We start from the raw sequence: 24,354 nt of genomic DNA on the forward strand, positions 1-24,354 counted from the left end.
TTCTCTAGAGACCGCCGTCTGTTGTCAAGCATTTGAAAGCTGAAGAAAAGCCGGGCGATGGGCGCGAAAGCGCTTCGTTTTCTGCTTTCTTATGTCGGTTAGCCAACTTGACGGGGGTCCGCCTGCCGGTATGATACGAGCCGTTCGAGTCCCTGGTTGCGGGTTGCCGACGCGGGTTTTCCCCGATGTCCGACAATCGTCTGACCAGCGTGGCCCGGCGGCTGTCAGTGGCTGAAGTATGGCCGATACGATGCCTTACCGAACCTTACTCTTGCGCTTTGCTTAGTGGTCTTGACTGATGAAACGAAACTTCGTCACCGTCGCAGTAGGATTTGCCATGCTGATAGCAGCAGGGTCCGCGCGCGCCGATTGCTTTGACGAAGCAGCGAAGTATCAGAAGGTCAACCCTCTGATTCTGCGCGCAATTGCGTGGCAGGAGTCACACAATCGTCCAGACGCAACGCATAAAAATTCGAATGGCTCGACCGACTACGGCGTGATGCAGATCAATTCGATCCATCTGCCCGTGCTCGCCCAGTATGGCATTTCGCAAGGCACGCTGATGGAGCCGTGCAAGAACGTCTACATAGCGGCATGGCACCTGCGTCGCCAGATGAACAAGTACGGCAACACGTGGCAGGCAATCGGCGCCTATCACTCCGAGACGCCGACGCTGCGGGACAAGTACGCGCAGCAGATCGCCGCGATCCTGCGCAAGTGGAATCTGATGCCGGCTGCGCGCTGATCCGGCCTGTCAAGCGACCTCTTCCCGTTTTGATGCACAATGCGGCTTCGTGTTGCCGTCGAGGCTCGACCTCGTTGCGCTCCGCAGTCATGCGGCGCCTAGCCCGGCACGCCTTCCAATCCTCTAGCTTCTCCGTACTGCGATGAACCAGCCGCTATTGCCCGTCACCGTGCTCTCCGGTTTTCTGGGCGCCGGCAAGACCACGCTCCTGAATCACATCCTCGCGAATCGCGCGGGTTTGCGCGTGGCCGTGATCGTCAACGATCTGGCCGCCGTCAATATCGATGCGACTCTCGTGCGCGATGCCGCCGCGCTTTCTCACGTCGAGGAGCAACTCGTCGAGTTGTCGAACGGCTGCATCTGCTGCACGCTGCGCGACGATCTGCGGGTCGAGATCAAACGGCTGGCCGACGAGCAGCGCTTCGACGCGATCCTGATCGAGTCGACCGGCGTGGCCGAGCCGATGCCGATCGCCGAGACCTTCACCTTCGTCGACGGTGAAGGCGCGTCGCTCGCCGACGTCGCTCGCCTCGACACGATGGTGACGGTGGTCGATGCGTTCAACTTCCTGCGCGACTACGGGTCGGCCGACGCGCTCGCCGAGCGCGGCATCGCCGCGACCGAGGAAGACGACCGCACACTGGTCGAGCTACTGATCGAGCAGATCGAATTTTGCGACGTGCTGGTGGTGAACAAGGCCGATCTGGTGAGCGCGGACGAACTCACGCGCCTGCAGCGAATCCTCGGCCGGATCAATCCGCGGGCGGTGCAGGTAGTCGCCCGTTTCGGCGACGTGCCGCTCGCGCAGGTGCTGAACACCGGCCGTTTCGATTTCGACGAGGCGGCGAGCGCGCCGGGCTGGCTGGCATCGCTCAATCATGAGCATGACCACGAGCACGGCCATGCTCATCACGGCGAGGCGGACGAATTTGGCATCGGCAATTTCATTTACCGCGCGCGCCGGCCGTTTCATCCGGAACGCCTGTGGGCGTTGCTGCATCAGGAGTGGAAGGGCGTGCTGCGCAGCAAGGGCTTCTTCTGGCTGGCTACGCGTAACGATATCGCCGGTTCGCTTTCACAAGCGGGCGGTGCTTGCCGGCACGGTCCGGCGGGCATGTGGTGGGCCGCTCAGGATCGCAGCGAGTGGCCCGACGGTGACGACGAGCTGGCCGCCGAAATCGCCGCGGACTGGTACGGCGATCCTGACGATCTGAGTATTGGCGACCGTCGCCAGGAGCTGGTGATGATCGGCGTCGGCATCGACGCGGCGGTCTGGAAGGCGAAGTTCGACGCATGCCTGCTGACCGACGAGGAATACGCGAAGGGACCACAAGCCTGGGAGCAATTCGCCGATCCGTTCCCGGCCTGGGACTTCGACGAAGACGACCACGATCATCATGGTCATGATCATGACCACGACGGTCATGGCCACGGTGAAATCGTGCATCGTCACGACTGAACTGATCGGCCTTCGCCGCTCGGCGCAATCACGCCGCGACGCCCGTCGCGGCTTCTCCACCCACAATGCGCGGGCGAAAAAAAACCCGCCGTTGGCGGGTGTCAACTGCCTGGCAGTAATCTGCTTAGCGCTTGTTGACTGCGTCCTTGAACGCCTTACCAGCCGTGAACTTAACGGTCTTGGCGGCCGGGATCTTGATAGTTTCGCCGGTCTTGGGGTTACGACCCGTACGCGCTGCGCGCTTGCCCGAACCGAAGCTGCCGAAGCCGATCAACTGGACCGCATCACCCTTCGACACAGACTTCTTGATCACTTCAAGCAACGTGTCCAGCGTTTCACCGGTTTGAGCCTTGCTGGCGCCCGTCTGTCCTGCGACGGCGTCGATCAGTTCCTGTTTGTTCATTAAGGTTCCTTTCTGAGTTTAGGTTGACACGAACAGCGCGAACGCGCCGATTATACGTGCGCGGGCCGCGCCGTCGAGCAGCGCCGGCTCCGGATCCCCTCCGGACCAGTGGCGCCGGACAGATGACTGCCCGTCGGCCGTGCTGCCGCTCCCGTCGCGGCGCTTGCTATGATAGCGCAGCGCAAACCCAATCAGGACAAGGGTTTCGAAGATTTACGCGGTTCCGGGGTCGATATCGCAAGGAAAGCGCAAATTTTGCGTTCGGCGACCGCCAACCGAGGCCTGAAACCCAGTATGGACGGGGCTTGGCGTTGGTTTTTGCCAACGTTCGGCGGGTCTTTTTCGCCGTCCGGCGAGCTACGCGCGCGCGGTAACGTTCGATCCCACGCGTGAGTAACCACCGGCCGCCTCAAATCTTTTCAATTCCCGTCGCGGGGCCTGGCGTGAAACGACAGGTCCGGGGGCATTTTCCCGAGCGTCATTTTCCGTCGCGCATGACCGATCCGCTGATCCCCGCCGTCCTCGCATTCCGCGACAACGGCACGCCGTTTTCGCCGCTTTACGACGACATCTATCACAGCGCCGTAGGCGGTCTCGAACAGGCCCAATACGTATTCCTGCACGGCAATTCGCTGCCCGACCGGTGGCAGGGCCGCCGCATTTTCACGGTACTGGAGACCGGCTTCGGCATGGGCATCAATTTTCTGATGACCTGGGCCGCGTGGCGCGCGGACCCGTTGCGCTGCGAGCGGCTGCATTTCGTATCCACCGAGAAGCATCCCTTTACCATCGGCGATTTACGCAAGGTGGTTGCTGCGACGATTTCCGATCCGGAGATTGCCGCCCTCGCGCAAGCGCTCGCGAACGCCTGGCCGATGCTCGTTCCCGGCACGCATCGGCTTGAATTCGATGAAGGGCGCGTGGTGCTCACGCTGGTTTTCGGCGACGCGCAGGAGCGCTTGCCGGCCTTGAGGCTGCGCGCCGATGCGTTTTATCTCGACGGCTTCGCACCGGCCAGAAATCCCGAGCTTTGGACTCCGATGATCTTCAAGGCGCTCGCGCGGCTGGCAGGCGAGGGCGCCACCTTCGCCACTTACAGCAGCGCCGGCGACATCAAGCGCGCGTTGACGCAATGCGGCTTCGAGTACCGCAAGGTGGACGGCTTCGGCTGGAAACGGGCGATGCTGGTCGGCCATTTCGCGCCGCGCTGGCGCGTGCGCCGGCATGAGCCGCCAGCGCCGCTCGCGGTCGACGAAAGGCATGCCGTGGTGATCGGCGCGGGACTGGCCGGCTGCGCGGTGATCGAACGGCTCGCCGCGCGCGGCTGGCGCGTCACGTCGCTGGAGCGGCATGCTTCGGTGGCGCAGGAGGCATCGGGCAATCCGGCCGGCGTGTTCCATCCGATGATTTCGCGCGACGACAGCGTCGCCTCGCGCGTTACGCGTGCCGGCTTTCTGTATACGCTCAGGCGCTGGGCCGCGCTCGAGCGGCTCGGTCACGCGCCGTTGCGCGGCGGTCCAGGCTTGTTGCAGATCGCCGCGGACGACGAGGAGGCCCGCTCGATCAGCGAAGCGATCACTGCATTCGGCTATCCGTCCGACTACGTCACGCCCGTTTCCGCAGCCGAAGCGCAGCGGCTCGCCGGCATGCCGCTCGCACGCGGCGGATGGTTCTTTCCACACGGTGGCTGGATCGACCCGGCGTCGCTGTGCGCCGCGCAGTGCGCCGCAGCGGGCTCTCTGCTCGAGCGCCGCTTCGGGGTGGACGTCGCGGGGATCGAGCGGTCCGGCGGTCAATGGACTGTATTCGACACCTCCGGCGACACCATCGCCCGGGCGCCGGTGGTGATCGTCGCCAGCGCGCACGATGCCGCGCGCATCGCCGGTTTACAGCACGCGCCGACTCGCAGTATTCGCGGTCAACTCACTTTGCTGCCGGTCGGCACCGTGCTGCCGCCGCTTCAGATGCCGGTAATCGGTGAAGGCTATGCGGTGCCGCTGGCGGGCGGTGTCACGCTCACCGGCGCCACGTATGAGCTCGACGACCCCGACACATCGCTGCGCGCAGACGGCCACCTGGAAAACCTGGAACGCGTCGCGCAGATGCTGCCGGCCTTTGCAAACGTCGCGGATCCGGCTCGATCGACTGTGTTAACCGGGCGCGTCGCGTTCCGCTGCGTCACCAGCGACCGCATGCCGATGATCGGCCAACTCGCCGACGAAGCGCAGGCAGCGCTCGACGCCCAGCGTCTGCGCGGTGCATGGCCGCTCGATCTGCCGCGCACCGACGGCCTCTATGGTGCTTTCGCGTACGGTTCGCGAGGTCTCGTATGGGCAGCGCTCGGTGCGGAACTGATCGCCTCGCAACTGGAAGGCGAGCCTTGGCCGCTCGAACGGGATCTGGCTGAAGACATCGACCCGGCGCGCTTCCTGTTGCGCGCATTGCGTCAGGGAACGGTGAGTTAACCCCAGACCCCGCCCAGCATGCTCGCCAGATGAGTTATCCACTGAAAGTTGTGGATAACCAAGCGGTTTACCGGCGCAACAGGTGTGGAACCGTTGTGGACGTAAACGGGGTAACTCTGCCGTCGCCGAAAATCGCCAAAAGTTACCCTTGTACACGCGCCGCTCCCGCACATGCTGTGCATCCGGTTATGCCGTCGGCAAGGCGATGATTCATTTCGGTAAATAGGAGTTATCCACAGAAACCGAGGCACCTTGTTAACTGTTACTACGTATACATACGGTAAACCTGTAAACAGAAAGACCGTGGCTGGAGGAAAGCTTATCGGCGTAGTCCGAGCCGCTCCAGAACCCGTCGAAAACTTCCTCCGCGATGTCCCGAAAAGCACATCTGCCGCCTTCAAACTAGCCCTCTGACCGGGCAGATTCGCGCTCAAAACGGTCGGTTTTTCCTCATGTCGGTGAGATAACGTACGTTTTTACCGTTTTGCCGGCATGTTCGCGCCTTTTCGGTCAAGGCTGAAAAAGCTATGGCACAATCGCCGTTCTTTTCCGCGTCGTGCCTTGCCTCTACAGCGGCACACGCAGCAAACGGAACGGTGCCGCTCAATCAGAATCTGATTCAAAGTCGACGGCGCTCTTTCACCGTGCCGGTTGCTACGGCCGCACCCCGAATGCGCCAGGTTCCTTGCTGCTGCCGCGCATTCAGATCATCCGATCGTTGAAAAACTCGCAACGCTGGCCACGCGAAGCGATCGCGACAGTGAGCGCTTCATGTGCCCACCCGCTCGCCGGTGTTCGCGCCGGTTCGTGTCGCCTGCCGTTGCTGCTAAGGAGAACCCATCACGATGAATTCGGCGTTTTCATTTTTTCCAGCCTGGCCGCTTTCACCCGACGCCATTTTTTGGGCTGGTCTCGCATTGCTCGCCGCCGGGCTGTGCGGTGAGCTGTGCTATCGCGCGTGGCGTTTACCGCGCATTTCCGGCTATGCGGTCATTGGCCTGATCGCCGGTGCGGCTGGTTCGGGCGTGATCGACGCGGATTCCGCGAGCGCCGCGCGGCCGCTGCTCGATGTCGCGCTCGGTTTGCTGCTGTTCGAACTCGGTAGCCGGCTCGATTTGCGCTGGATTCGTCGCAATCCGTGGTTGATTTTGTCGAGCGTCGCTGAAGCCACGCTGACTTTCGCGCTCGTGTTGCCGGTCTTGCTGTTTCTGAACGTGCCGCTAATGGTGGCAACGGTGCTGGCCGCGATCGCCATGGCGACGTCGCCGGCCATGGTGATTCAGCTGAAAACGGAATTGCGCGCGGAAGGCCAGGTCACCCAGCGTCTGTTGACCTTGACCGCGCTGAACAGCATGTATGCCGTGGTGATCGAAAAGCTCGTGTCGAGCTGGCTGCATCAGGAGATGTACGGCAACGTATTCGCGACCATCCTGCAGCCGCTTTATCTGCTGGTCGGCTCGCTCGTGCTCGCGTATCTCCTCGCGCGTACCTGCACGTTCTTTTATCGACGTTTGAACATGCAGGACGAGCACTCGTTCGTCGCGCTGTTCGGCCTCGTGCTGCTGGCCATCGCGATTGCGCATCTGTTCAAGCTGTCGACCATTCTTGCGTTGCTGGCCGCGGGCATCATCGTGAAGAATCATGAAGCTCGTCCGCAGTTGTGGCCGGAGCACTTCGGCACGGCCGGCTGGTTGTTGACCGTGATTCTGTTCGTGCTGACGCTGACTTCGTTCGAATGGAAAGACATCGCGCTCGGCGGTGTCGCGGCTCTGGGTCTGATTGTTGCGCGCCTTGTGGCGAAACTGGTCGGTGTGCTGGCGTTCGCCAAGCCGAGCGGCTTGAACTGGAAGCAGGGGATGGCGCTCGGTCTGTCCTTATCACCGATGTCGGCGCTCGCGTATCTGCTCGTCGACGACACCTACAACCTGTATCCGAACTTCGACCCGCAACTGCGTGCGATCGTGATGTGTTCCATTTTCGTGCTGCAGATTCTCGGGCCGTGGCTCGTCTATCGCAGCCTGGCGCTGGTAGCTGAGCGGCGCGAATAGCAAGCGCGAGCCAAAGAGCGCGTTGCGCTGCTCGAAGCTCGATGTTTGACACGCTTTTTCCAACTTATATTCGATTCAAAAACGGCCGGGCATGTGACCCACACCCGGCCGACCTGACTCAGGGGACGCCATGTCACTCGAACCCTTCATCGATTCGAAACCGTTCACTTTCGGTGTCGAACTCGAGATGCAGATCGTCAATACGCATGACTATGATCTGACCAAAGCCGGCTCGGATCTGCTGCGCCTCATCAAGGACGAAAAGATCCCCGGCAACATCACGCCGGAAATCACCGAAAGCATGATCGAGTTGTCGACCGGCATTTGTACGACACACGAGCAGGCCGTCACCGACTTACGCAAGATTCGCGATACGCTGGTTTCCGCGGCGGATCATTTGAACGTCGGCTTGTGCGGCGGCGGTACGCATGCGTTCCAGCAATGGAGCGAGCGGCAGATCGTCGATACGCCGCGTTTTCAGTACCTGTCCGAGTTGTACGGCTATCTCGCCAAGCAATTCACGGTGTTCGGCCAGCACGTGCATATCGGCTGCCCGGATCCAAACAGCGCGCTCTATCTGCTGCATTCGATGTCGCGCTTCATTCCGCATTTCATCGCGTTGTCCGCGTCGTCGCCGTTCGTGCAGGGCGTCGATACCGGTTTTCATTCGGCACGACTGAATTCCGTGTTTGCGTTCCCGCTGTCGGGCCGCGCGCCGTTCGTGCTGACGTGGGACAGCTTCGAGGAATATTTCTCGAAGATGGTCCATACCGGCGTCGTCAACAGCATGAAAGATTTCTACTGGGACATCCGGCCGAAGCCGGGTTTCGGCACGATCGAAGTTCGTGTGATGGACACGCCCTTGTCGGTGGATCGCGCGGCGGCGATTGCATGCTATATCCAGACGCTCGCCCGGCATCTGCTGCTCGACAAGCCGATCACGCCGCAAGAAGACGATTACCTCGTCTACACATTCAATCGTTTCGAAGCATGCCGCTTCGGTCTGGCCGGCACCTGCATCAATCCGCAAACGGGCGAGCGCAAGACGATTTCCGAAGACATCCTCGAAACATTGGACCTGATTGCTCCGCACGCCGAAGCGTTGGGGTCGGGCAACGCGCTTGCCGAGATCGGCGCGATTGCTCGCGGTCAGGTGAATGATGCAACCTGGTTACGCGGTGTCGTCGAACGGGAAAAGTCTCTGCATGAAGCCGTCAGGCAGCAGTGTTTGCAGTGGCGGGCTTAACCGAAGGCGGTATGGGCTGCGTGAAATCGTAAGGAAACCCGCTTCGAGCGGCTTTTTTTTCAATAAATTATTTTCCAGCTCGGCGTGCCTTAGGTTTTTATACCGTTAACGTATACAAACGTAGTAGTAGTTAACAAGCATTGCATCTGCCTGTGGACAACTGAATAATTCCCTGCAAAGTCAATGCGCTGCGTAAACCATAACTGAACTGATCGTGAGCTGGTCGGCGCCGGTATACGAGGACAACTTTGTGACAGGCGGACCAGGCTGGGGTGCTTATCAAATCGGCGCACAAGCCATCCCTGAGTTTTCCCGTGGTTATCCACAGCTTGTGTTGGATAACTTAGCTGTACGATTCGCCGCTCTCGCATAGAATGTCGTTTTCGCTGCTTTGCCTTGCAAGGCGGTAAATTTTTGAGATAGTAGAAAACCGTCTTGTCCGCAGTTGGGCGAGGCTACCCCACACAGGCTACGGGCGCGGTCGGCAAGCAGTTCGCCGGCGTCGTACGAAAGCTGTAAATAAACCAATCGAAGATTATGAGCGAAGGCGTATACGGAGAACAGGCGACCGGGCGGGTGACCCACAGCCTATTGCGATTGAGCACGGCAATGCGGAGCCAGGCTTGGGAATGGGCGGAAGGCGCTGGCCTGACGCCGACCCAGGGCGAAATTCTGGTCTTGCTGATGCAACGCAAAGGCCCGATGCGTCTCGGCGAAATTGCCCGTGAAACGGCGCTCACCGCCGCGACGACCAGCGATGCAGTCAGCACGCTCGAAACCAAAGGGCTGGTCGAAAAGCGCCGTGCTCTCGACGACGGCCGCGCGCTCGCGGTCCGCCTGACGGCTCGTGGCCGTACGGCCGCGAAGCGCGCCGCGCAGTGGCCGGACTTCCTGGCCAAGGCGGTCGGCACGCTGCGTGACGATGAGCAGGCGGTGTTCTATCGCACGTTGCTCAAGACCGTTCATCAGCTGGAAGCGCAAGGCACGATCCCGCCGCACCGCATGTGTCTGAGCTGCACGCATTTCGAGCCGAGCAAGAACCCGAAGAAGACGCCGCATCATTGCGCGTTGCTCGACATGAATATGTCGGATACGGATCTGCGCCTCGACTGCTCGGTGTATGAGACGGCCGATGTCGCCACCCAGAAGAAGACCTGGAAGATCTTCGCCCAATAAGGCGGCTTCTTCCGGGACAATCCGCTACACTGCCAAGCCGGCTTCGACGGGCGGCGTTTGCCGCCCGTCAGCCGACTGGTGCCGCGTGGCGGTAAGTCTTTAGTCAACCTGAAGGTGGGACAGGCCGATGAATCGCGAAGTTCTGGCCATTCGCCACGTGCACTTCGAGGATCTGGGCAGTCTTGAGCTGGTGCTCGGCGAGCGCGGGCGCCCGGTCCGCTATCTCGATGTCGGCTTTGCCCGCATCGAAGCGCCGAACCCGGTTTCCGCATCGCTGATGGTGGTGCTCGGCGGCCCGATCAGCGCAACCGACGACGCGCTTTATCCGACGCTCGTGCCGTTGCTGTCCATGATCGAAAAACGCATCGCGGCGGGTTTGCCGACTCTCGGCATCTGCCTCGGTGCTCAACTGATCGCGCGCGCCCTTGGCGCCCGCGTCTATCCCGCAAGCCAAACCGAACTCGGCTGGTCCCCGCTGACGCTGACCGACGCCGGCCGCGCTTCGCCGGTCCGTCATCTGGACGGCGCGCAGACCTCCATGCTGCATTGGCATGGCGATACCTTCGATCTGCCTGATAACGCAACACGTCTTGCGTCGACGCCGGCTTGCGAAAACCAGGCGTTCGCCTGGGGCAATCATGTGCTGGGTCTGCAGTGTCATCCGGAGATTCGTACCGATCGCTTCGAGCCCTGGCTGATCGGCAACGCCGGAGAACTTGTTGGCCACGGCATCGACGCGCGCCAGTTGCGGGCCGAGACCGCGAAGTTCGGTCCCGCGCTCGAAGCCGCCGCGTGCCGGATGTTCGGCGAGTGGCTCGATCAGGTCGAGGCGAAACCCTGAAAGGCTATGGGCCAGCACTAAATCACTTGCGGTGCTATGCTCGATCGCTCTCGGGTTTCTACTGGGCGTAATCCATGAGCGCGCTTTTTTCTCCGCTCACGCTGCGTAGCGTGACGCTTCCCAATCGTATCGTCGTGTCCCCGATGTGCCAGTATTCCGCCGACCGTGGCGAGGCAACCGCGTGGCACATGATCCATCTCGGCAGCATGGCGTTGTCCGGTGCCGGCATGCTGTGCATCGAGGCGACCTCGGTCGAACCGGACGGCCGCATCACACCCGGCGATCTCGGCCTGTGGGACGACGTGACCGAAGCCGCGCTCGTGCCTGTGCTGGCCGCGATCCGCAAGCATTCGCACATCAAGGTCACGATGCAGTTGTCGCACGCCGGGCGTAAGGCGTCGAGCCATGCGCCGTGGGAAGGCGGCCAGCTGATTCCGGTGTCGCAAGGCGGATGGCTGCCGCACGCGCCGTCCGCGTTGCCGCACAAGGCCGGCGAAGAGCCGCCGCTGGCGCTCGACACGCCTGGGTTGAACCGTATCCGCGAAGCATTCGCGGCGTCGGCTCGCCGTGCCGCGCGGCTCGGTGTCGACGGACTGGAAGTGCATGCTGCGCACGGCTATCTGCTGCATCAGTTCCTCTCGCCGATCGCCAACCAGCGCGACGACGACTACGGCGGTTCGCTTGAAAACCGCATGCGCTTTCCACTTGAAATCTTCGATATCGTGCGCGCTGCTTTTCCCGCCGACAAACCGGTCGGCGTGCGTGTCTCCGCGACTGACTGGGTCGAAGGCGGCTGGACGCTCGAAGACACGATCGCATTCGCGCAGGAGCTGAAAAAGCGCGGCTGCGACTGGATCGACGTGTCGTCCGGCGGCGTCTCGCCGTTGCAAAAGATTCCACTTGAACCCGGTTATCAGATCCCCTTTGCTAAGGCGGTCAAGAAAGCCACCGGCCTCACGACCATTGGCGTGGGCCTCATCACCGACCCGTTGCATGCCGAGCAACTGATCGAAGCCGGCGACGCCGATCTGATCGCGCTGGCCCGCGCGCTGCTGTACAACCCGCGTTGGCCGTGGCATGCCGCGGCGCAGCTCGGCGCGACGGTCGAAGCGCCGCCGCAGTACTGGCGTTCGCAACCGCGCGAGCAAAAGGCATTGTTCGGCGACATTTCGTTCGGACAACGGTGAAGTTGGCAAGCCGTCATCGGCGCGCGTCTTTTTGACGGTTGAACGAAGCCGTCTTCAGCGTGTAGGATGCCGGTTGTGGCGCACGTGCGTCGCAGGTCGACGCGGCGCTCGCAAGGCGCCGCGTTTGCTATCCGCGTCAGAAAAAAGCAGCGCGTCAGACGCGGGCATTTTCGACGGCTGCCAAACTTCACCCCCAGTTCTTCACAAGGATTCATTCAATGAGTTCACGCAGGATCGCCGTGCGCCGTTCGGGTGTGCACGGCAAAGGCGTGTTTGCCCTCGAACCGATTGCGGCCGGCGAGCGCCTGATCGAATACAAAGGCGAGCGGATCTCTTGGAAAGAAGCGTTGCGCCGTCATCCGCATAATCCGGCCGAACCGAATCACACGTTCTATTTCGCGCTCGACAGCGGCAAGGTCATCGACGGCAAAGTGGACGGCAATAGCGCGCGCTGGATCAACCATTCCTGCGCGCCGAACTGCGAAGCCGAAGAAATCGACGGTCACGTGTACGTGCACGCGTTGCGCGATATCGCGGAAGGCGAGGAACTCTTTTACGATTACGGCCTCGTGATCGACGCGCGTCAGACCAAGAAGCTCAAGAAGGAATATGAATGCCGTTGCGGCGCGCGTAAATGCCGCGGCACGATGCTGGCGCCGTCGGAAAAGGAGAAGGGCGCGGGCAAGACCGGGAAGGCGGCCGGCAAGGGCAAAACTTCAGCGAAGAAAGTAATGAAGAAGTGATCTGCGGGCTGTCTGAATCGATCACGTTGGCGATCGATTCAGACGCCCGTCAAGCTTCCAGACAGTCAGATATCCACCGGCGCCGAATGCGCCGATTTTTTTGCCGGGCGCCTCGGTTCAACGGCTTCCACGTCGCTCTGCACGGTGATCGGCACGAGCGGAATGCGCACGATGAAACGTGCGCCGCCTTCCGGGGCGTCTTCGTAATGCACGCTGCCGTGATGCAGCACCATGATGTCGTGGACGATCGCAAGGCCGAGACCTGCGCCGCCATCTACGCCGGCGTCGCTCTGACCGTCGCCGCGGAAGAACCGCTTGAAGAGATCGGCCTGCTGGTTGCGCGGCACGCCCGGCCCGTTGTCTTCGACGATGATCTCCGCCATGCGCAATTCGTCGATCACCGTTTGCGACACCGTCACCGTGATGCGGCCGCCATCGAAGCGCGACGGCGGCACATATTTGAGCGCGTTATCGAGCAGATTGGCGATCACTTCGTGCAGCAGCACGGGATTGCCGCGCGCCATCAGCGGATGACCGTTGCTGGGGTCGTCCAGACGCTGGAAACCGAGGTCGACGTGGAACGTCAACGCACGCGGCACCCATTCGGCGCCCGTGTCGAACGCGAGCGCAGCCATATCCACGTTGACGAAGCGAGCCGCCTGTTCGCCCGGCTCGGCGCGTGCGAGCGAGAGCAGCTGATTCGACAGCCGCACCGCGCGATCCGCCGCGGCGCGCAGTTCGCGTACGGCGGTCAAGGTTTGCTGCGGGTCGCGCGCGACGGCCGCTTGCTCCGCATGCAGCTTGACGGCGGTGAGCGGCGTGCGCAGTTGATGCGCGGCGTCGGCGATGAATTTGCGCTGACCGTCGAGCGCCGTTTTCAGGCGACCGAGCAGCGCGTTCAGCGCGCCAGTGAGCGGGCGAATTTCCACCGGTACATAGGTTTCGTCGACCGGTTCGAGCGATGTGTGAGTTTGCCGGTTGAGCGAATCGGCGAGATCGGTAAGCGGATTGAGTTGCTGGTTGACCACGCGCCACACGATCACCCATCCCGCCAGCAGCAGCAACAGCAGCGGCATCATGATCGCGACCAGAAACTCGGCGGCGATGCGAAACCGGTGGTGCACCGGCTGACCGACTTCGACGACGATCGGATTGCCCGTCGGCTGATCGACCCGGACCTGCGCCACTCGTACTGTCACGCCTTGATGCTGCGTTTCGAATACGTACGCGTAATGCATGCGCCGCACGCTCGTGCCTTGCAGCGGAAGATTGTGATCACCGGCAATTTCGGTTTCGCCCGTGCTGATCCGGTAGACGAGGTGTTCGACGGGGTCCGAGAACATGGCCTGCGCCAGCGGCGGCACCGTGATGCGCGCATTCGGGCCGGCAATCTGGATCTGTTTGGAGATGGCGGTGGCGAGATCGGCGAGCGAACGGTCGACCACGTGCTGCGTGTACTGCCACGCCAGCCAGTAAGCGATCAGGCCGCTCATGAGCGCGAGCAGCGAAAGGGGAGCAGCGAGGCGCCGCAGCAGCGTGCGGCGCAGACTATTGGCGGCCGGCTGAGGCATGATCGAACGCGCGGGAAAGGAGCAACGGCGCAAGCACCGCGGAATGTCGCCGGATGCCGGCGAAGTGCGCACCGGGTGCGCGGCGCCGGCCCGGCGCCGTCAGGCCGCAGCGGAGCGTGCGGCCGTCATGACGATTATGCGGCCTGACGGATTTCCTGCAACAGATAACCGAAGCCGCGCACCGTGACGATCTCGACACGGCAGCTTTCGAGCTTTTTACGCACCCGGTGCACATAGACTTCGATCGCGGTGTCGCCGAGATCGCCGCCGAAATGCGTCAGATGGTCTTGCAGTTGCGCCTTGCTGACTACGCGGCCATGACGCAGCAACAGCATTTCGAGCACGGCGAATTCACGCGGCGAGAGCTCGAGCGGCTTGTCGTCGTTGAAAATGCGGCGATCGACGCCCGACAGGCGCACACCGCCCAACGACACTTCGGGACGCGGCATATCGCCGTGCGGACCACTGCGGCGCATCACCGCGCGGATGCGTGCTTCGAGTTCGGTGGGCTCGAACGGCTTCAGCATGTAGTCGTCGGCGCCGGAATTCAGGCCTTGCACGCGGTCGTTCAGCTCGTCGCGCGCGGTGAGGATGATCACCGGCGTGTGACGATTGCTCTGACGGAAGCGCGACAGCAGCGTCATGCCGTCGATGCCGGGCAGACCCAGATCGAGGATCACCAGCTCATGGCGATTTTGCGTGAGGGCTTGCTCGGCGAAAATGCCGTCGTGGACCATGTCGACGGTGAAGCCGGCTTGTTCAAGACTGCTTTGGATGCCGCGTGCGATGGGGCGGTCATCTTCGATCAGAAGGAGTCGCATGGGTTTCGCTCAAGTACAATGGGTTAGGCGTTTGGGCAAGCGGTTCGCCGGGGCGCCTGCTGCACAGCAGCGTGCGGCGTGGCCGTACCGAACTGGCACGAAGCGGCCACGAAGCAGGCATTGAGCGGCCTCGAAACGCCAATCGGGCGCTTCTCAACCTGTCACATCGCACCAGTCTCCCGAAGGGCCAGGATAACTTTGGACGACCCGGCGTTTTCCTGAAAGCGATCACGAAGTCATGTCCGAGATAAGCATTCACGAACTGGAAGCCGCAATCAACTTCTGGCGCGCCCGCTCACCTTCGAGCGGCGACGAACTCGTTCTGTGCAAGGAGGCAAGCGCGCTCTCCAAGCCGTATGCGCTGATGATTGTACAGCGTCAGCACACGCTATCACCGGATCGTTTAGACGGGATTGCCAGGCAAGCGTGGGATTCTTACGTGCACCTTAAGAATAGCCTGTAGAACTGAAGGTTTGGACAAGGGATTACCTGCAATGGCCTTTCATTGCTGCCGAATTACTCGGTGTTCGGCGCATAAGCACGCCTGAGACGCAGTAGTTCGTTTGTATTACGCCGTAATACTATCGATAAACGTCGCCAATTTGATGTCGCGCTCGGTCAGGCCGCCGGCGTCATGCGTGGACAATGTGATCTCCACCTTGTTGTAGACGTTGAACCATTCCGGGTGGTGATCCATTTCCTGCGCCTTGATCGCCACGCGCGTCATGAAGCCGAATGCTTCGTTGAAGTCGGCGAATTTGAACTGGCGCTGGATCGCGTCGCGGTCTGCCACGGCTTGCCAGCCGTGCAAGCCGGCGAGCCGCGCAGCGCGTTCTTCGGAAGTCAGTTTCTGAATCATGGTGCTACCTCATTAAATCTGGACAGGCACGCCGGTGGGCGTGCGCATCCCTATTTTTTCACGGATGACGTCTGCCCGCAGTCGGCCTTACTTTTCAGATATCGCCGTCGGCCAGCCAGCCTTCCTGCGAGCCGCGCGTGATGACGTGATCGTGCTCGAACACTTCGCCCGCCGCGAACGCCGGTTCGGCGGCGAGCGTTGCCAGCAGCGGCGCGAAATCGGTTTGCGCCACCTTGAACAACTGCGCGAAGTCGTCGATCACGAAGTAGGTTTTCTGGAACGTGTCGATGCGGTAGCGCGTACGCATCACGCGTTCGAGATCGAAGCCGAGGCGGTTCGGCGCGGCGCTCTGCTGGCTGTATAGCGTTTCGCCCTTGCTCGACACGATGCCCGCGCCGTAGATCTTCACGCCGTTCGGACTCGCCGCGTCGCGGATCAGCCCGAACTCCACTGTGTACCAATAGAGACGCGCGAGCAGCGGCAGCGCACCGACGTCGTGGGCGGCGAGCGCGGCGCGACCGTATGCGTGCATATAGTCCGCGAATACGGGGTTGATTAGCAGCGGCACGTGGCCGAACAGATCGTGGAAACAGTCCGGCTCTTGCAGGTAATCGAGCTGATCCGGCCGGCGCATCCACCACGTCACGGGAAAGCGGCGATTCGCCAGATGCTCGAAGAACACCTGGTCCGGTACGAGGCCCGGAACGGCGACGATCTGCCAGCCCGTAGCGGGTGCGAGTTTCGCGTTGATCTCGTCGAACGAGGGCACGCGGTCGGGCGGCATGCCGATGGTGTCGACGCCGGTCAGAAACTCGTCACAGACGCGCCCTTTGAGCAGCGCTGTCTGGCGCGCGTAAAGCTGTTGCCATACCGCGTGGTCGACGGCGCCGTAGCGCTCGGTCGGTTGATCGATGGTGAAATCGGCGCGGGTTTCTAAGCCGGCGTCGAATTGCTCTTTCAGTTTCGCGGTATTGGCGGTGGACATGAAGCTGCGCTCTACAGTGACGGCTGATGTATATCGGTAGTGCAAGTGTAGAGCGGCAGAAGCGCGGAATGGGCGCAATGATGGCGGATTATGGACTACTTATGCAATAATCGTGCATAAATTAGCCATTCAATGCGGATATTCGACATGTTAGAACTGGATCACTTCGATCTTGCGCTGCTGGACGTGCTTCAACGCTTCGGCCGTGCAACGCATCAGCAATTAGCGGAGCAGGTTCCGCTGTCACCGTCGCAGATTGGACGGCGTTTGCAGCGGCTGGAACAGGTGGGCGTGGTGGACGGCTATCGCGTGGTGCTACGGCCGGAAAAACTCGGACTCGGCGTCACCGCCTTTACCAGTCTGAAGTTGAAGCACCACGGCGATTCGATCATCGAGCAATTCCAGCAGCAAATCGACGTGCTGCCTGAAGTGCTGGAATGTCATGCCGTGGTGGGCGACGCCGACTATCTGTTGCGCATCGTCGCGCCCGATCTGAATTATCTGTCGACGTTCGTGATGAAGAAGCTGATGCGTGTGCCGGGCGTCGACAGCGTGCGCTCGAATATCGTGCTCACCACTTTCAAGCGCAATGGCCCGTTGCCGCTGGGTCATCTGTCGCCGGGGACAGCCGCACCTTGATGCGGCCCCGATCGCGCTGACGCCGCCCGCGGCCCGCATTGCGTCAGTCTTATGCCGCTTGCTTCGGCTCGCTGTCCGGGCTCAGCAAATCGACGTAGGCCACCGCCACCAGATCCGATTCCGGCACGCCGAGTGTGGCGAACATCGCATGCGCTTCGGCGTGGCCGCCTTCTTCGTCGTCGTCCTGGGCGAGCAGCACTTCGAGTTCGACAAAGTCGCCCAGACCGTCCACCCGGTCCAGATGAATCCGCGTACGCCCGGTCAAATACACATGACGTTCCTTGGTGACGATGCCGCGCGTGGTCAGCGCGGTGGCGAGCAGCGCGTGCATGGCTTCCGGATTGGTCACCGGACTGCGCGTGTAATACGACGCCTTCGGACCGTCGCGGTCGTCGCGCTGATAAAAGATCAGCTCGGCCGGCGTGCCGTCGTCGAACTGGCGCAGCTTCAGGCGGCCGCGCGGCACGTCGTAGAAGAAGTCCTGCTGGCGAAAGATCAGCGGTGCGTCCGGCGCGAGCTGCGCCGCGCGTTCGCGGAGTTGCTCGAAATGCTGGGCGCGGGCTTTGATTTCAATGTTGCGTGCCATGTCAGGTTCCTGTTGAAGGATGGATGGGTCGGCGGCTTGCGGTGTTGCCGGGGCGAAGCTGCCGGGAAGGACAAATCAGGCGGAACGGAAAAGGATGCGGAGCCGGCGCGTGAGCGCGAGCCCTCAATCTAACAAAAACTGCGTGACGATGTGGTTTCAGGCGCGGGGCAAGTGGCCGCGGTTGCTGTGTAACCAGATCGCGCAGGTTACCTATTGCGATATGGCCACACGGCCCGCGGCTGTCATGAGAGCGGCTCATATCGCGCATTCGCCGTCGCCGTCGTATCCATCACGCAAGCACCATTTACGCAATCTTCAAGTCGCCCATTGCTGCTCGATCAGCTTCAACGCCGCGGCAATTGCCGGTTCCTCCTTGCGCTGCGCGAGCGTGATAAAGCTGAGCTGAGTCGGCACGGTAACACCTTCGACGATGGTCAACGCATGTGCATGCGCTTCGGCGATGGCGGTGGCGTCGCGCGCAAGGGTGAGACCGACGCCGGATTTGACCAGATCGAGCATCGACGGCTCCTGGTCCACTTCCGCCACTTTGACCGGCTTCACACCGGCTTCGTCGAAGCAGCGCGTCAACAGCCGGTTGTGCGCCGACGCGGGCGGCGTCCAGATCCACGGCAGCGCCGCGAGTGAACGCCAGTCGCGCGCGCCCTTGACGCGGTCTTTCCAGCCGGCCGGCGCGAGCACGCGGTACTGGAAGTGAGTCAGCGTGAGCGCGTAAAAAGCTGGGCCGTCGCGCGGATCGTCTTCGGACGGCAAGCCGATGTAATAGCCGACATCCAGTTCACCCGCGCGAACCTGGTCCAGCACCCAGCCTGACATGCCGTGGCGCAAGGCCGTCTCGATGTGCGGCCAGCTCTCCACGAGCTGTTTGAGAAAGCCGCCCAGGCGCAGAAACGCCGGGTCGAGGATCGTGCCGATCCGCAGTCGTCCGCGTACTTCGTGACGCAGCGATTGCGCCGCCCGCTGCACGTCGTTCGCCGCGCCGAGCGCGCGTTCGGCGTGAGGCAGCAGCGCTTGTCCGTCACGCGTGAGCGAGAGCCCGTGCGAGGTCCGCGTGAACAGCGTGACGCCGAGCGTCTCCTGCAAATGCTTGATTTGCAGGCTGACGGCAGGTTGGGTCAGGTGCAGTTGCACGGCGGCACGCGTGAGGTTGCCCTCGCGAGCCACGGTGACGAACGCCCGGAGCAGAGTCAGATCCATATCCTGATATTAGCGCGCCTTATAGCGCAGTTGAGCATTACTCATTGGATTTCCCGGCCCGAAGCGCCGTACGCTTCACCTTCAGCACGCCTTTATCACGCCCGGGGCACGCCGGGGCGGAAGACTTCACAGGAAAGAGGACACCATGAGCGAGACATATCAGGACGAAACCCAGCGCAGCGCGACCAGCGCCCGTGCGCTGACCCATTTCATCAACGGCAAGACGTTCGAGGGCACGAGCGGCCGTTTCGGCGACGTCTTCAATCCCGCGCAAGGCAGCGTGAGCGCGCGCGTGCCGCTGGCGAGCGTCGCCGAGGTCGATGCGGCCGTCGCCGCCGCCAGGGCCGCGTTTCCCGCCTGGAGTGAAACCGCGCCGATCAAGCGTGCGCGGGTCCTGTTCAAGTTCAAGGAACTGCTCGACCGTCACCACGACGAACTCGCGGAGCTGATCACGCGCGAGCACGGCAAGGTGTTTTCGGATGCGAAGGGCGAGGTAATGCGCGGCATCGAGATCGTCGAGTTCGCGTGCGGTATTCCGAACCTGCTAAAGACCGACTTCACCGATCAGATCGGCGGCGGCATCGACAATTGGAATCTGCGTCAGCCGCTCGGCGTGGTCGCCGGCATTACGCCGTTCAACTTCCCGATGATGGTGCCGTGCTGGATGTTCCCCGTCGCGATTGCATGCGGCAATACGTTCGTGCTGAAGCCATCGGAGCGCGATCCGTCCTGTTCGAATCGTCTCGCGGAATTGCTGAAGGAAGCCGGCTTGCCGGACGGCGTGTTCAACGTCGTGCATGGCGACAAGGTCGCTGTCGACGCATTGCTCGTGCATCCGGAAGTGAGCGCATTGTCGTTTGTCGGTTCGACGCCGATTGCCGAATACATCTACACGGAAGGCACGAAGCACGGCAAGCGCGTGCAGGCATTGGGCGGAGCGAAGAATCATCTGGTGGTGATGCCGGACGCCGATCTGGACCAGGCTGTGGATGCCTTGATCGGCGCGGCGTACGGTTCGGCGGGCGAGCGTTGCATGGCGATTTCGGTCGCGGTGGCAGTGGGTCATATCGCCGACGATCTGATCGAGCGACTCACGCCGCGAGTGAAGAGTTTGAAGATTCTCAACGGCATGGAATCGGATGCCGAGATGGGGCCGCTGGTGACCGCGGTGCATCGCGAGAAAGTAGTCGGCTATATCGATTCGGGCGTCGAGGCGGGCGCGAAGCTGGTGGTCGATGGGCGCGGCCATCAGGTCAGTGGTCATGAGAAGGGTTTCTTCCTCGGCGGCACCTTGTTCGACAATGTCTCGACCGACATGAAGATTTATCGCGAAGAGATTTTCGGACCCGTGCTCTGCGTAGTGCGCGTGCCGGATTTTGCGTCCGCGGTGGAACTGATCAACGCCAACGAGTTGGCTAACGGCGTGTCGTTGTTTACGTCCGATGGCGGCGTCGCTCGCGCTTTCTCGCGGCAGATCCAGATCGGCATGGTGGGCATCAACGTGCCGATTCCCGTGCCGATGGCGTGGCATTCGTTTGGTGGATGGAAGAAGTCGCTGTTCGGCGATCATCACGCGTATGGTGAAGAAGGCGTACGTTTCTATACGCGCTACAAGAGCATCATGCAGCGCTGGCCCGACAGTATCGCCAAGGGTGCTGAATTCACGATGCCGGTGGCTAAGTAGTGTAAGGGTCAGGCGGTTGCCTTCGGCAAGCGGAGTTCCTGGTCGCATGTCGAGGGCAGAAAACACAAATAGAGCCCAACGCCGCAGTCGCATGCAACCATGCGACTAATCGGCAAAAAAGCTTAGGAGACTGAATAATGAGCAATACCGACACGACGTCCACGGCCCGGCGTTTCGAAGGCGAATTCGACTACATTATCGTGGGCGCGGGGACAGCGGGTTGTGTGCTGGCCAATCGCCTGACCCAGGATCCCGACGTGCAGGTATTGCTGCTCGAAGCCGGCGGCAAGGACGACTACCACTGGATTCACGTGCCGGTCGGCTACCTCTACTGCATCGGCAATCCGCGCACGGACTGGCTCTATAAAACGCAGGCGGAAGCCGGCCTCAATGGCCGCGCGCTGTCATATCCGCGCGGACGCGTTTTGGGCGGCAGTTCTTCCATCAACGGCATGATCTACATGCGCGGTCAGCGTGAAGATTACGATGAATGGGCGCGCGTCACCAATGACGCATCCTGGTCATGGAACTCGGTGTTGCCGGTCTTCAAACGCAGCGAAGATCACCATGCCGGCGCCAGCGAATCGCACGGCGCGGGCGGACCGTGGCGGGTCGAAAAACAGCGGTTGAAATGGAAAATTCTCGAAGAGTTTTCACGCGCCGCGCAAGAGACCGGCATTCCCGCCACCGACGATTTCAACCGCGGCGACAACACCGGTGTCGGCTATTTCGACGTGAATCAAAAACGCGGCATTCGCTGGAACGCGTCGAAGGCGTTTTTGCGTCCCGCACTCAAGCGCGCGAATCTCACCGTGATCACCGGCGCGCACACGCAACGCGTCGTATTCGATGGACGCCGTTGCACGGGCGTCGAATATCGCGGCGACAACACGGACTATCTGGCCAAGGCACGCTGCGAAGTGATCCTCAGTTCAGGTGCGGTGAATTCGCCGCAATTGCTTGAACTCTCCGGCATCGGCAATGGCGCGCGTCTGCAGAATCTGGGTATCGAGGTCGTCGACGATCTGCGTGGCGTGGGCGAAAATCTGCAGGATCATTTGCAATTGCGCATGGCCTATAAAGTCGACGGCGTGCGTACGCTCAATACAGCGTCCGCGCATTGGTGGGGCAAGTTGCTGATCGGCATGCAGTACGCGTTTTTTCAAAGCGGCCCGATGTCTATGTCGCCGTCGCAACTCGGCGCGTTCGCCAAATCCGATCCGGGCGATCGCTCGCTCACGCGGCCCGACCTCGAATATCACGTCCAGCCGCTTTCGCTCGATCGCTTCGGCGAACCGCTGCATCGTTTCAATGCTTTCACGGCGTCGGTGTGCCAGTTGCGGCCCACTTCGCGCGGCAGCATTCACATCGAATCCGCCGATGCTTCAGCGCCGCCCTTGATCGCTCCGAACTATCTCTCCACCGACTACGACCTGCACGTTGCCGCCAACGCGCTGCGCCTCACGCGCCGCATCGCGGCGGCGCCCGCGCTCGCACGCTACCGGCCGCAGGAGATTTTGCCAGGCATTCAGTACCAGACCGAAGAGGAGCTGCAGCAGGCTGCCGGCGCGGTCGGCACGACCATCTTCCATCCAGTCGGCACCTGCCGCATGGGGACGACCGACGACCCCGGCGCCGTCGTCGACAACCGTCTACGGGTTATCGGTGTTGACGGACTGCGCGTGGTCGATGCATCTGTCATGCCGACCATCACCTCAGGCAACACTAATTCGCCCACGCTGATGATCGCCGAGCGCGCCAGCGACATGATCCGCGAAGATCGCCGTGCGCGTGTGGGCGGGAGTTTCGCGGCACAAGCCAGCGCGACGCCGTTCATGTCCGCGGTGTGACAGACTAGAGCACGAGCCGCATGAGATGCCCGTCCGACCTGCGCGGCGGCCATCTCGCACGTATGCGCCCCGTTCGGGGCCGGTGTCATCTACTTCCACTAAGTGCAAATCCCAATGAATGCGCTGCATCATTGGCGCGACAATGGCAGCCATGCTGCGTGCCGCCCCATGGACTACCGTCCGGATTGGTGCAGCACGCCAACGAGCGGCACGGGGTGCCGCCGTCATAAAAAGTCGCGCAGCGGTTCGCGCGGAAGATCGTAGTGCTTCGCCTTACTCCGTATGGAAGGGAACATGATTCTCGGCGATACGATTCTCGAAACGCGCGGCCTCACCCGTGAGTTCAAAGGCTTCATCGCCGTGAACGGTGTGAACCTGCGCGTGCGCCGTGGCTCGATCCATGCGCTCATCGGCCCGAATGGGGCAGGCAAGACCACCTGTTTCAATCTGCTCACCAAATTTCTGGAACCCACTGCGGGCCAGATCGTTTTCAACGGCATCGACATCACGGGCGAACGCCCGGCGCAAATCGCGCGGCGCGGCATCATCCGTTCGTTCCAGATTTCCGCGGTATTTCCGCATCTGACAGCATTGCAGAATGTGCGCATCGGTTTGCAGCGCCAGCTCGGCACGGCATTTCATTTCTGGAAGAGCGAACGAACGCTGCGCCAACTCGATGACCGCGCAATGGATTTGCTCACCCAGGTCGGACTGACCGATTTCGCCGATGTGTTGACGGTCGAACTTTCCTACGGCCGCAAACGCGCGCTGGAAATTGCCACCACGCTCGCCATGGAACCCGAGCTCATGTTGCTCGACGAGCCGACGCAAGGCATGGGCCATGAAGACGTCGATCGCGTGACGGCATTGATCAAAAAAGTATCGAGCGGCCGCACCATTCTGATGGTCGAGCACAACATGAATGTGATTGCCGGCATCTCCGACACGATTACGGTGCTGCAACGGGGCGAAGTGCTCGCCGAAGGCAGCTACGCCGAAGTGTCGAAGAATCCGCTCGTGATGCAAGCCTATATGGGCAGCGCCGACGCGGCGCTCGCCGGAGCCCACGCATGAATACGATTGCCGAGCGTGAAAGCCTCGACGTAAGCGGGACGGAGAACGCCGTTCCCGCGCTGGACATCAAGGGTTTGCAGGCGTGGTATGGGGAGTCCCATATTCTCCATGGGTTCGATCTGACGGTGAACCGCGGCGAAGTCGTAACCCTGCTGGGCCGCAACGGCGCGGGACGCACCACCACGCTGCGCGCCATCATGGGCCTGACCGGACGGCGCACCGGTTCGATCCGCATTGGCGGACGCGAAACCATCAATCTGCCCACGCATCGTATCGCGCATTGCGGCGTGGGCTACTGCCCGGAAGAACGGGGTATCTTTTCGAGCCTCTCGTGCGAGGAAAACCTGCTGTTGCCGCCGCCGATCGGCGACAAGGCGCACATGATGTCGCTCGAAGAGATTTATTCGATGTTCCCGAATCTGCAAGAACGCCGCGCGAGCCAGGGCACGCGGCTATCCGGTGGCGAACAGCAGATGCTGGCGGTGGCGCGCATTCTGCGCACCGGCGCGAGCTTGCTGCTGCTCGACGAAATCTCGGAAGGGCTCGCGCCTGTCATCGTGCAGGCGCTGGCGCGCATGATCATGACGCTCAAGGCGCGGGGCTACACCGTCGTGATGGTCGAACAGAACTTTCGTTTTGCCGCGCCGCTGGCGGACCGCTTCTATGTGATGGAGCACGGCGCGATTGTCGAGCACTTCGGGGCGAGTGAGCTCGAAAGCAAGATGCCGGTCCTGCACGACCTACTGGGCGTATAAAA

General features: G+C 61.7%; 22 protein-coding genes. 15 read left to right on the top strand and 7 right to left on the bottom strand.

Features of this window, described 5'->3' with window-relative positions; genetic code table 11:
* The first annotated feature begins 298 nt into the window (after positions 1–298).
* The gene (locus tag B0G75_RS08395; RefSeq protein ID WP_106303073.1) at positions 299–745 is read left to right on the top strand and encodes a lytic transglycosylase domain-containing protein; all 447 of its coding nucleotides are present in this window, start codon (positions 299–301) and stop codon (positions 743–745) included.
* 142 nt (positions 746–887) lie between these two features.
* A complete protein-coding gene (locus B0G75_RS08400) occupies positions 888–2,204 on the top strand; it encodes a GTP-binding protein (RefSeq protein WP_106303076.1) in 1,317 nt (438 codons plus the stop codon).
* A 124-nt stretch (positions 2,205–2,328) separates the two neighbouring features.
* Here the strand turns inward: B0G75_RS08400 and B0G75_RS08405 are convergent, their stop codons facing one another.
* Positions 2,329–2,607: an HU family DNA-binding protein gene (locus B0G75_RS08405; RefSeq protein ID WP_006050811.1), complete on the bottom strand. Its 279-nt coding sequence runs from the start codon at positions 2,605–2,607 to the stop codon at positions 2,329–2,331.
* 494 nt (positions 2,608–3,101) lie between these two features.
* Between B0G75_RS08405 and mnmC the strand changes: the two genes are divergently transcribed.
* The 7 genes from mnmC (at position 3,102) to B0G75_RS08445 (ending at position 12,313) form a co-directional block, all read left to right on the top strand.
* The gene (gene mnmC / locus B0G75_RS08410) at positions 3,102–5,072 is read left to right on the top strand and encodes a bifunctional tRNA (5-methylaminomethyl-2-thiouridine)(34)-methyltransferase MnmD/FAD-dependent 5-carboxymethylaminomethyl-2-thiouridine(34) oxidoreductase MnmC (RefSeq protein WP_106303079.1); all 1,971 of its coding nucleotides are present in this window, start codon (positions 3,102–3,104) and stop codon (positions 5,070–5,072) included.
* An 845-nt stretch (positions 5,073–5,917) separates the two neighbouring features.
* Entirely contained in the window at positions 5,918–7,120 is a 1,203-nt protein-coding gene (locus tag B0G75_RS08420) for a cation:proton antiporter (RefSeq protein WP_012434834.1), read from the top strand.
* 130 nt (positions 7,121–7,250) lie between these two features.
* Entirely contained in the window at positions 7,251–8,366 is a 1,116-nt protein-coding gene (locus B0G75_RS08425) for a YbdK family carboxylate-amine ligase (RefSeq protein WP_106303085.1), read from the top strand.
* 537 nt (positions 8,367–8,903) lie between these two features.
* Complete coding sequence (locus B0G75_RS08430; protein ID WP_106303088.1) at positions 8,904–9,542, top strand: MarR family winged helix-turn-helix transcriptional regulator; 639 nt, start codon at positions 8,904–8,906, stop codon at positions 9,540–9,542.
* Positions 9,543–9,669: 127 nt separating this feature from the next.
* Positions 9,670–10,383 (top strand): glutamine amidotransferase, encoded by a 714-nt coding sequence (locus B0G75_RS08435; RefSeq protein ID WP_106303091.1) that lies wholly within the window; start codon positions 9,670–9,672, stop codon positions 10,381–10,383.
* A gap of 74 nt (positions 10,384–10,457) precedes the next feature.
* Positions 10,458–11,570, top strand: a complete 1,113-nt coding sequence (locus B0G75_RS08440) for an NADH:flavin oxidoreductase/NADH oxidase (RefSeq protein WP_106303094.1) — start codon at positions 10,458–10,460, stop codon at positions 11,568–11,570.
* Positions 11,571–11,788: 218 nt separating this feature from the next.
* Positions 11,789–12,313, top strand: a complete 525-nt coding sequence (locus B0G75_RS08445) for an SET domain-containing protein (RefSeq protein ID WP_106303097.1) — start codon at positions 11,789–11,791, stop codon at positions 12,311–12,313.
* Between the two features lie 65 nt (positions 12,314–12,378).
* Here B0G75_RS08445 and B0G75_RS08450 read toward each other — a convergent pair whose 3' ends face one another.
* Positions 12,379–13,884, bottom strand: coding sequence for a sensor histidine kinase (locus B0G75_RS08450; RefSeq protein WP_106303726.1), 1,506 nt, complete (start codon positions 13,882–13,884; stop codon positions 12,379–12,381).
* Positions 13,885–14,018: 134 nt separating this feature from the next.
* The gene (locus tag B0G75_RS08455; protein ID WP_007180058.1) at positions 14,019–14,705 is read right to left on the bottom strand and encodes a response regulator transcription factor; all 687 of its coding nucleotides are present in this window, start codon (positions 14,703–14,705) and stop codon (positions 14,019–14,021) included.
* A 238-nt stretch (positions 14,706–14,943) separates the two neighbouring features.
* Here B0G75_RS08455 and B0G75_RS08460 point away from each other — a divergent pair, with 238 nt between their 5' ends.
* Positions 14,944–15,168 (top strand): DUF3717 domain-containing protein, encoded by a 225-nt coding sequence (locus tag B0G75_RS08460; RefSeq protein ID WP_012434827.1) that lies wholly within the window; start codon positions 14,944–14,946, stop codon positions 15,166–15,168.
* A 105-nt stretch (positions 15,169–15,273) separates the two neighbouring features.
* Here the strand turns inward: B0G75_RS08460 and B0G75_RS08465 are convergent, their stop codons facing one another.
* On the bottom strand, positions 15,274–15,564 hold the full coding sequence (locus B0G75_RS08465; RefSeq protein WP_106303100.1) for a 4a-hydroxytetrahydrobiopterin dehydratase: 291 nt from the start codon (positions 15,562–15,564) through the stop codon (positions 15,274–15,276).
* 94 nt (positions 15,565–15,658) lie between these two features.
* On the bottom strand, positions 15,659–16,549 hold the full coding sequence (phhA, locus tag B0G75_RS08470) for a phenylalanine 4-monooxygenase (protein WP_219908272.1): 891 nt from the start codon (positions 16,547–16,549) through the stop codon (positions 15,659–15,661).
* Positions 16,550–16,696: 147 nt separating this feature from the next.
* On the opposite strand from phhA, the gene B0G75_RS08475 reads away from it, so the two are divergent.
* The gene (locus B0G75_RS08475) at positions 16,697–17,188 is read left to right on the top strand and encodes an Lrp/AsnC family transcriptional regulator (protein WP_012434824.1); all 492 of its coding nucleotides are present in this window, start codon (positions 16,697–16,699) and stop codon (positions 17,186–17,188) included.
* 49 nt (positions 17,189–17,237) lie between these two features.
* Here B0G75_RS08475 and B0G75_RS08480 read toward each other — a convergent pair whose 3' ends face one another.
* Positions 17,238–17,774 (bottom strand): class IV adenylate cyclase, encoded by a 537-nt coding sequence (locus tag B0G75_RS08480; protein ID WP_095417868.1) that lies wholly within the window; start codon positions 17,772–17,774, stop codon positions 17,238–17,240.
* Between the two features lie 315 nt (positions 17,775–18,089).
* Positions 18,090–18,989, bottom strand: coding sequence for a LysR family transcriptional regulator (locus B0G75_RS08485; protein WP_106303106.1), 900 nt, complete (start codon positions 18,987–18,989; stop codon positions 18,090–18,092).
* 145 nt (positions 18,990–19,134) lie between these two features.
* On the opposite strand from B0G75_RS08485, the gene B0G75_RS08490 reads away from it, so the two are divergent.
* From B0G75_RS08490 to B0G75_RS08505, 4 genes are all read left to right on the top strand, one after another.
* Positions 19,135–20,673, top strand: coding sequence for a CoA-acylating methylmalonate-semialdehyde dehydrogenase (locus tag B0G75_RS08490; RefSeq protein WP_106303109.1), 1,539 nt, complete (start codon positions 19,135–19,137; stop codon positions 20,671–20,673).
* Positions 20,674–20,810: 137 nt separating this feature from the next.
* A complete protein-coding gene (locus B0G75_RS08495) occupies positions 20,811–22,523 on the top strand; it encodes a GMC family oxidoreductase (RefSeq protein WP_106303112.1) in 1,713 nt (570 codons plus the stop codon).
* 294 nt (positions 22,524–22,817) lie between these two features.
* The gene (locus B0G75_RS08500; protein ID WP_007180049.1) at positions 22,818–23,597 is read left to right on the top strand and encodes an ABC transporter ATP-binding protein; all 780 of its coding nucleotides are present in this window, start codon (positions 22,818–22,820) and stop codon (positions 23,595–23,597) included.
* The gene (locus B0G75_RS08505) at positions 23,594–24,352 is read left to right on the top strand and encodes an ABC transporter ATP-binding protein (protein ID WP_012434819.1); all 759 of its coding nucleotides are present in this window, start codon (positions 23,594–23,596) and stop codon (positions 24,350–24,352) included. The genes B0G75_RS08500 and B0G75_RS08505 overlap by 4 nt, the downstream gene beginning before the upstream one ends.
* Positions 24,353–24,354 lie beyond the last annotated feature (2 nt).

It is taken from the genome of Paraburkholderia sp. BL18I3N2 (assembly GCF_003001875.1).
Lineage (GTDB): Bacteria > Pseudomonadota > Gammaproteobacteria > Burkholderiales > Burkholderiaceae > Paraburkholderia > Paraburkholderia phytofirmans.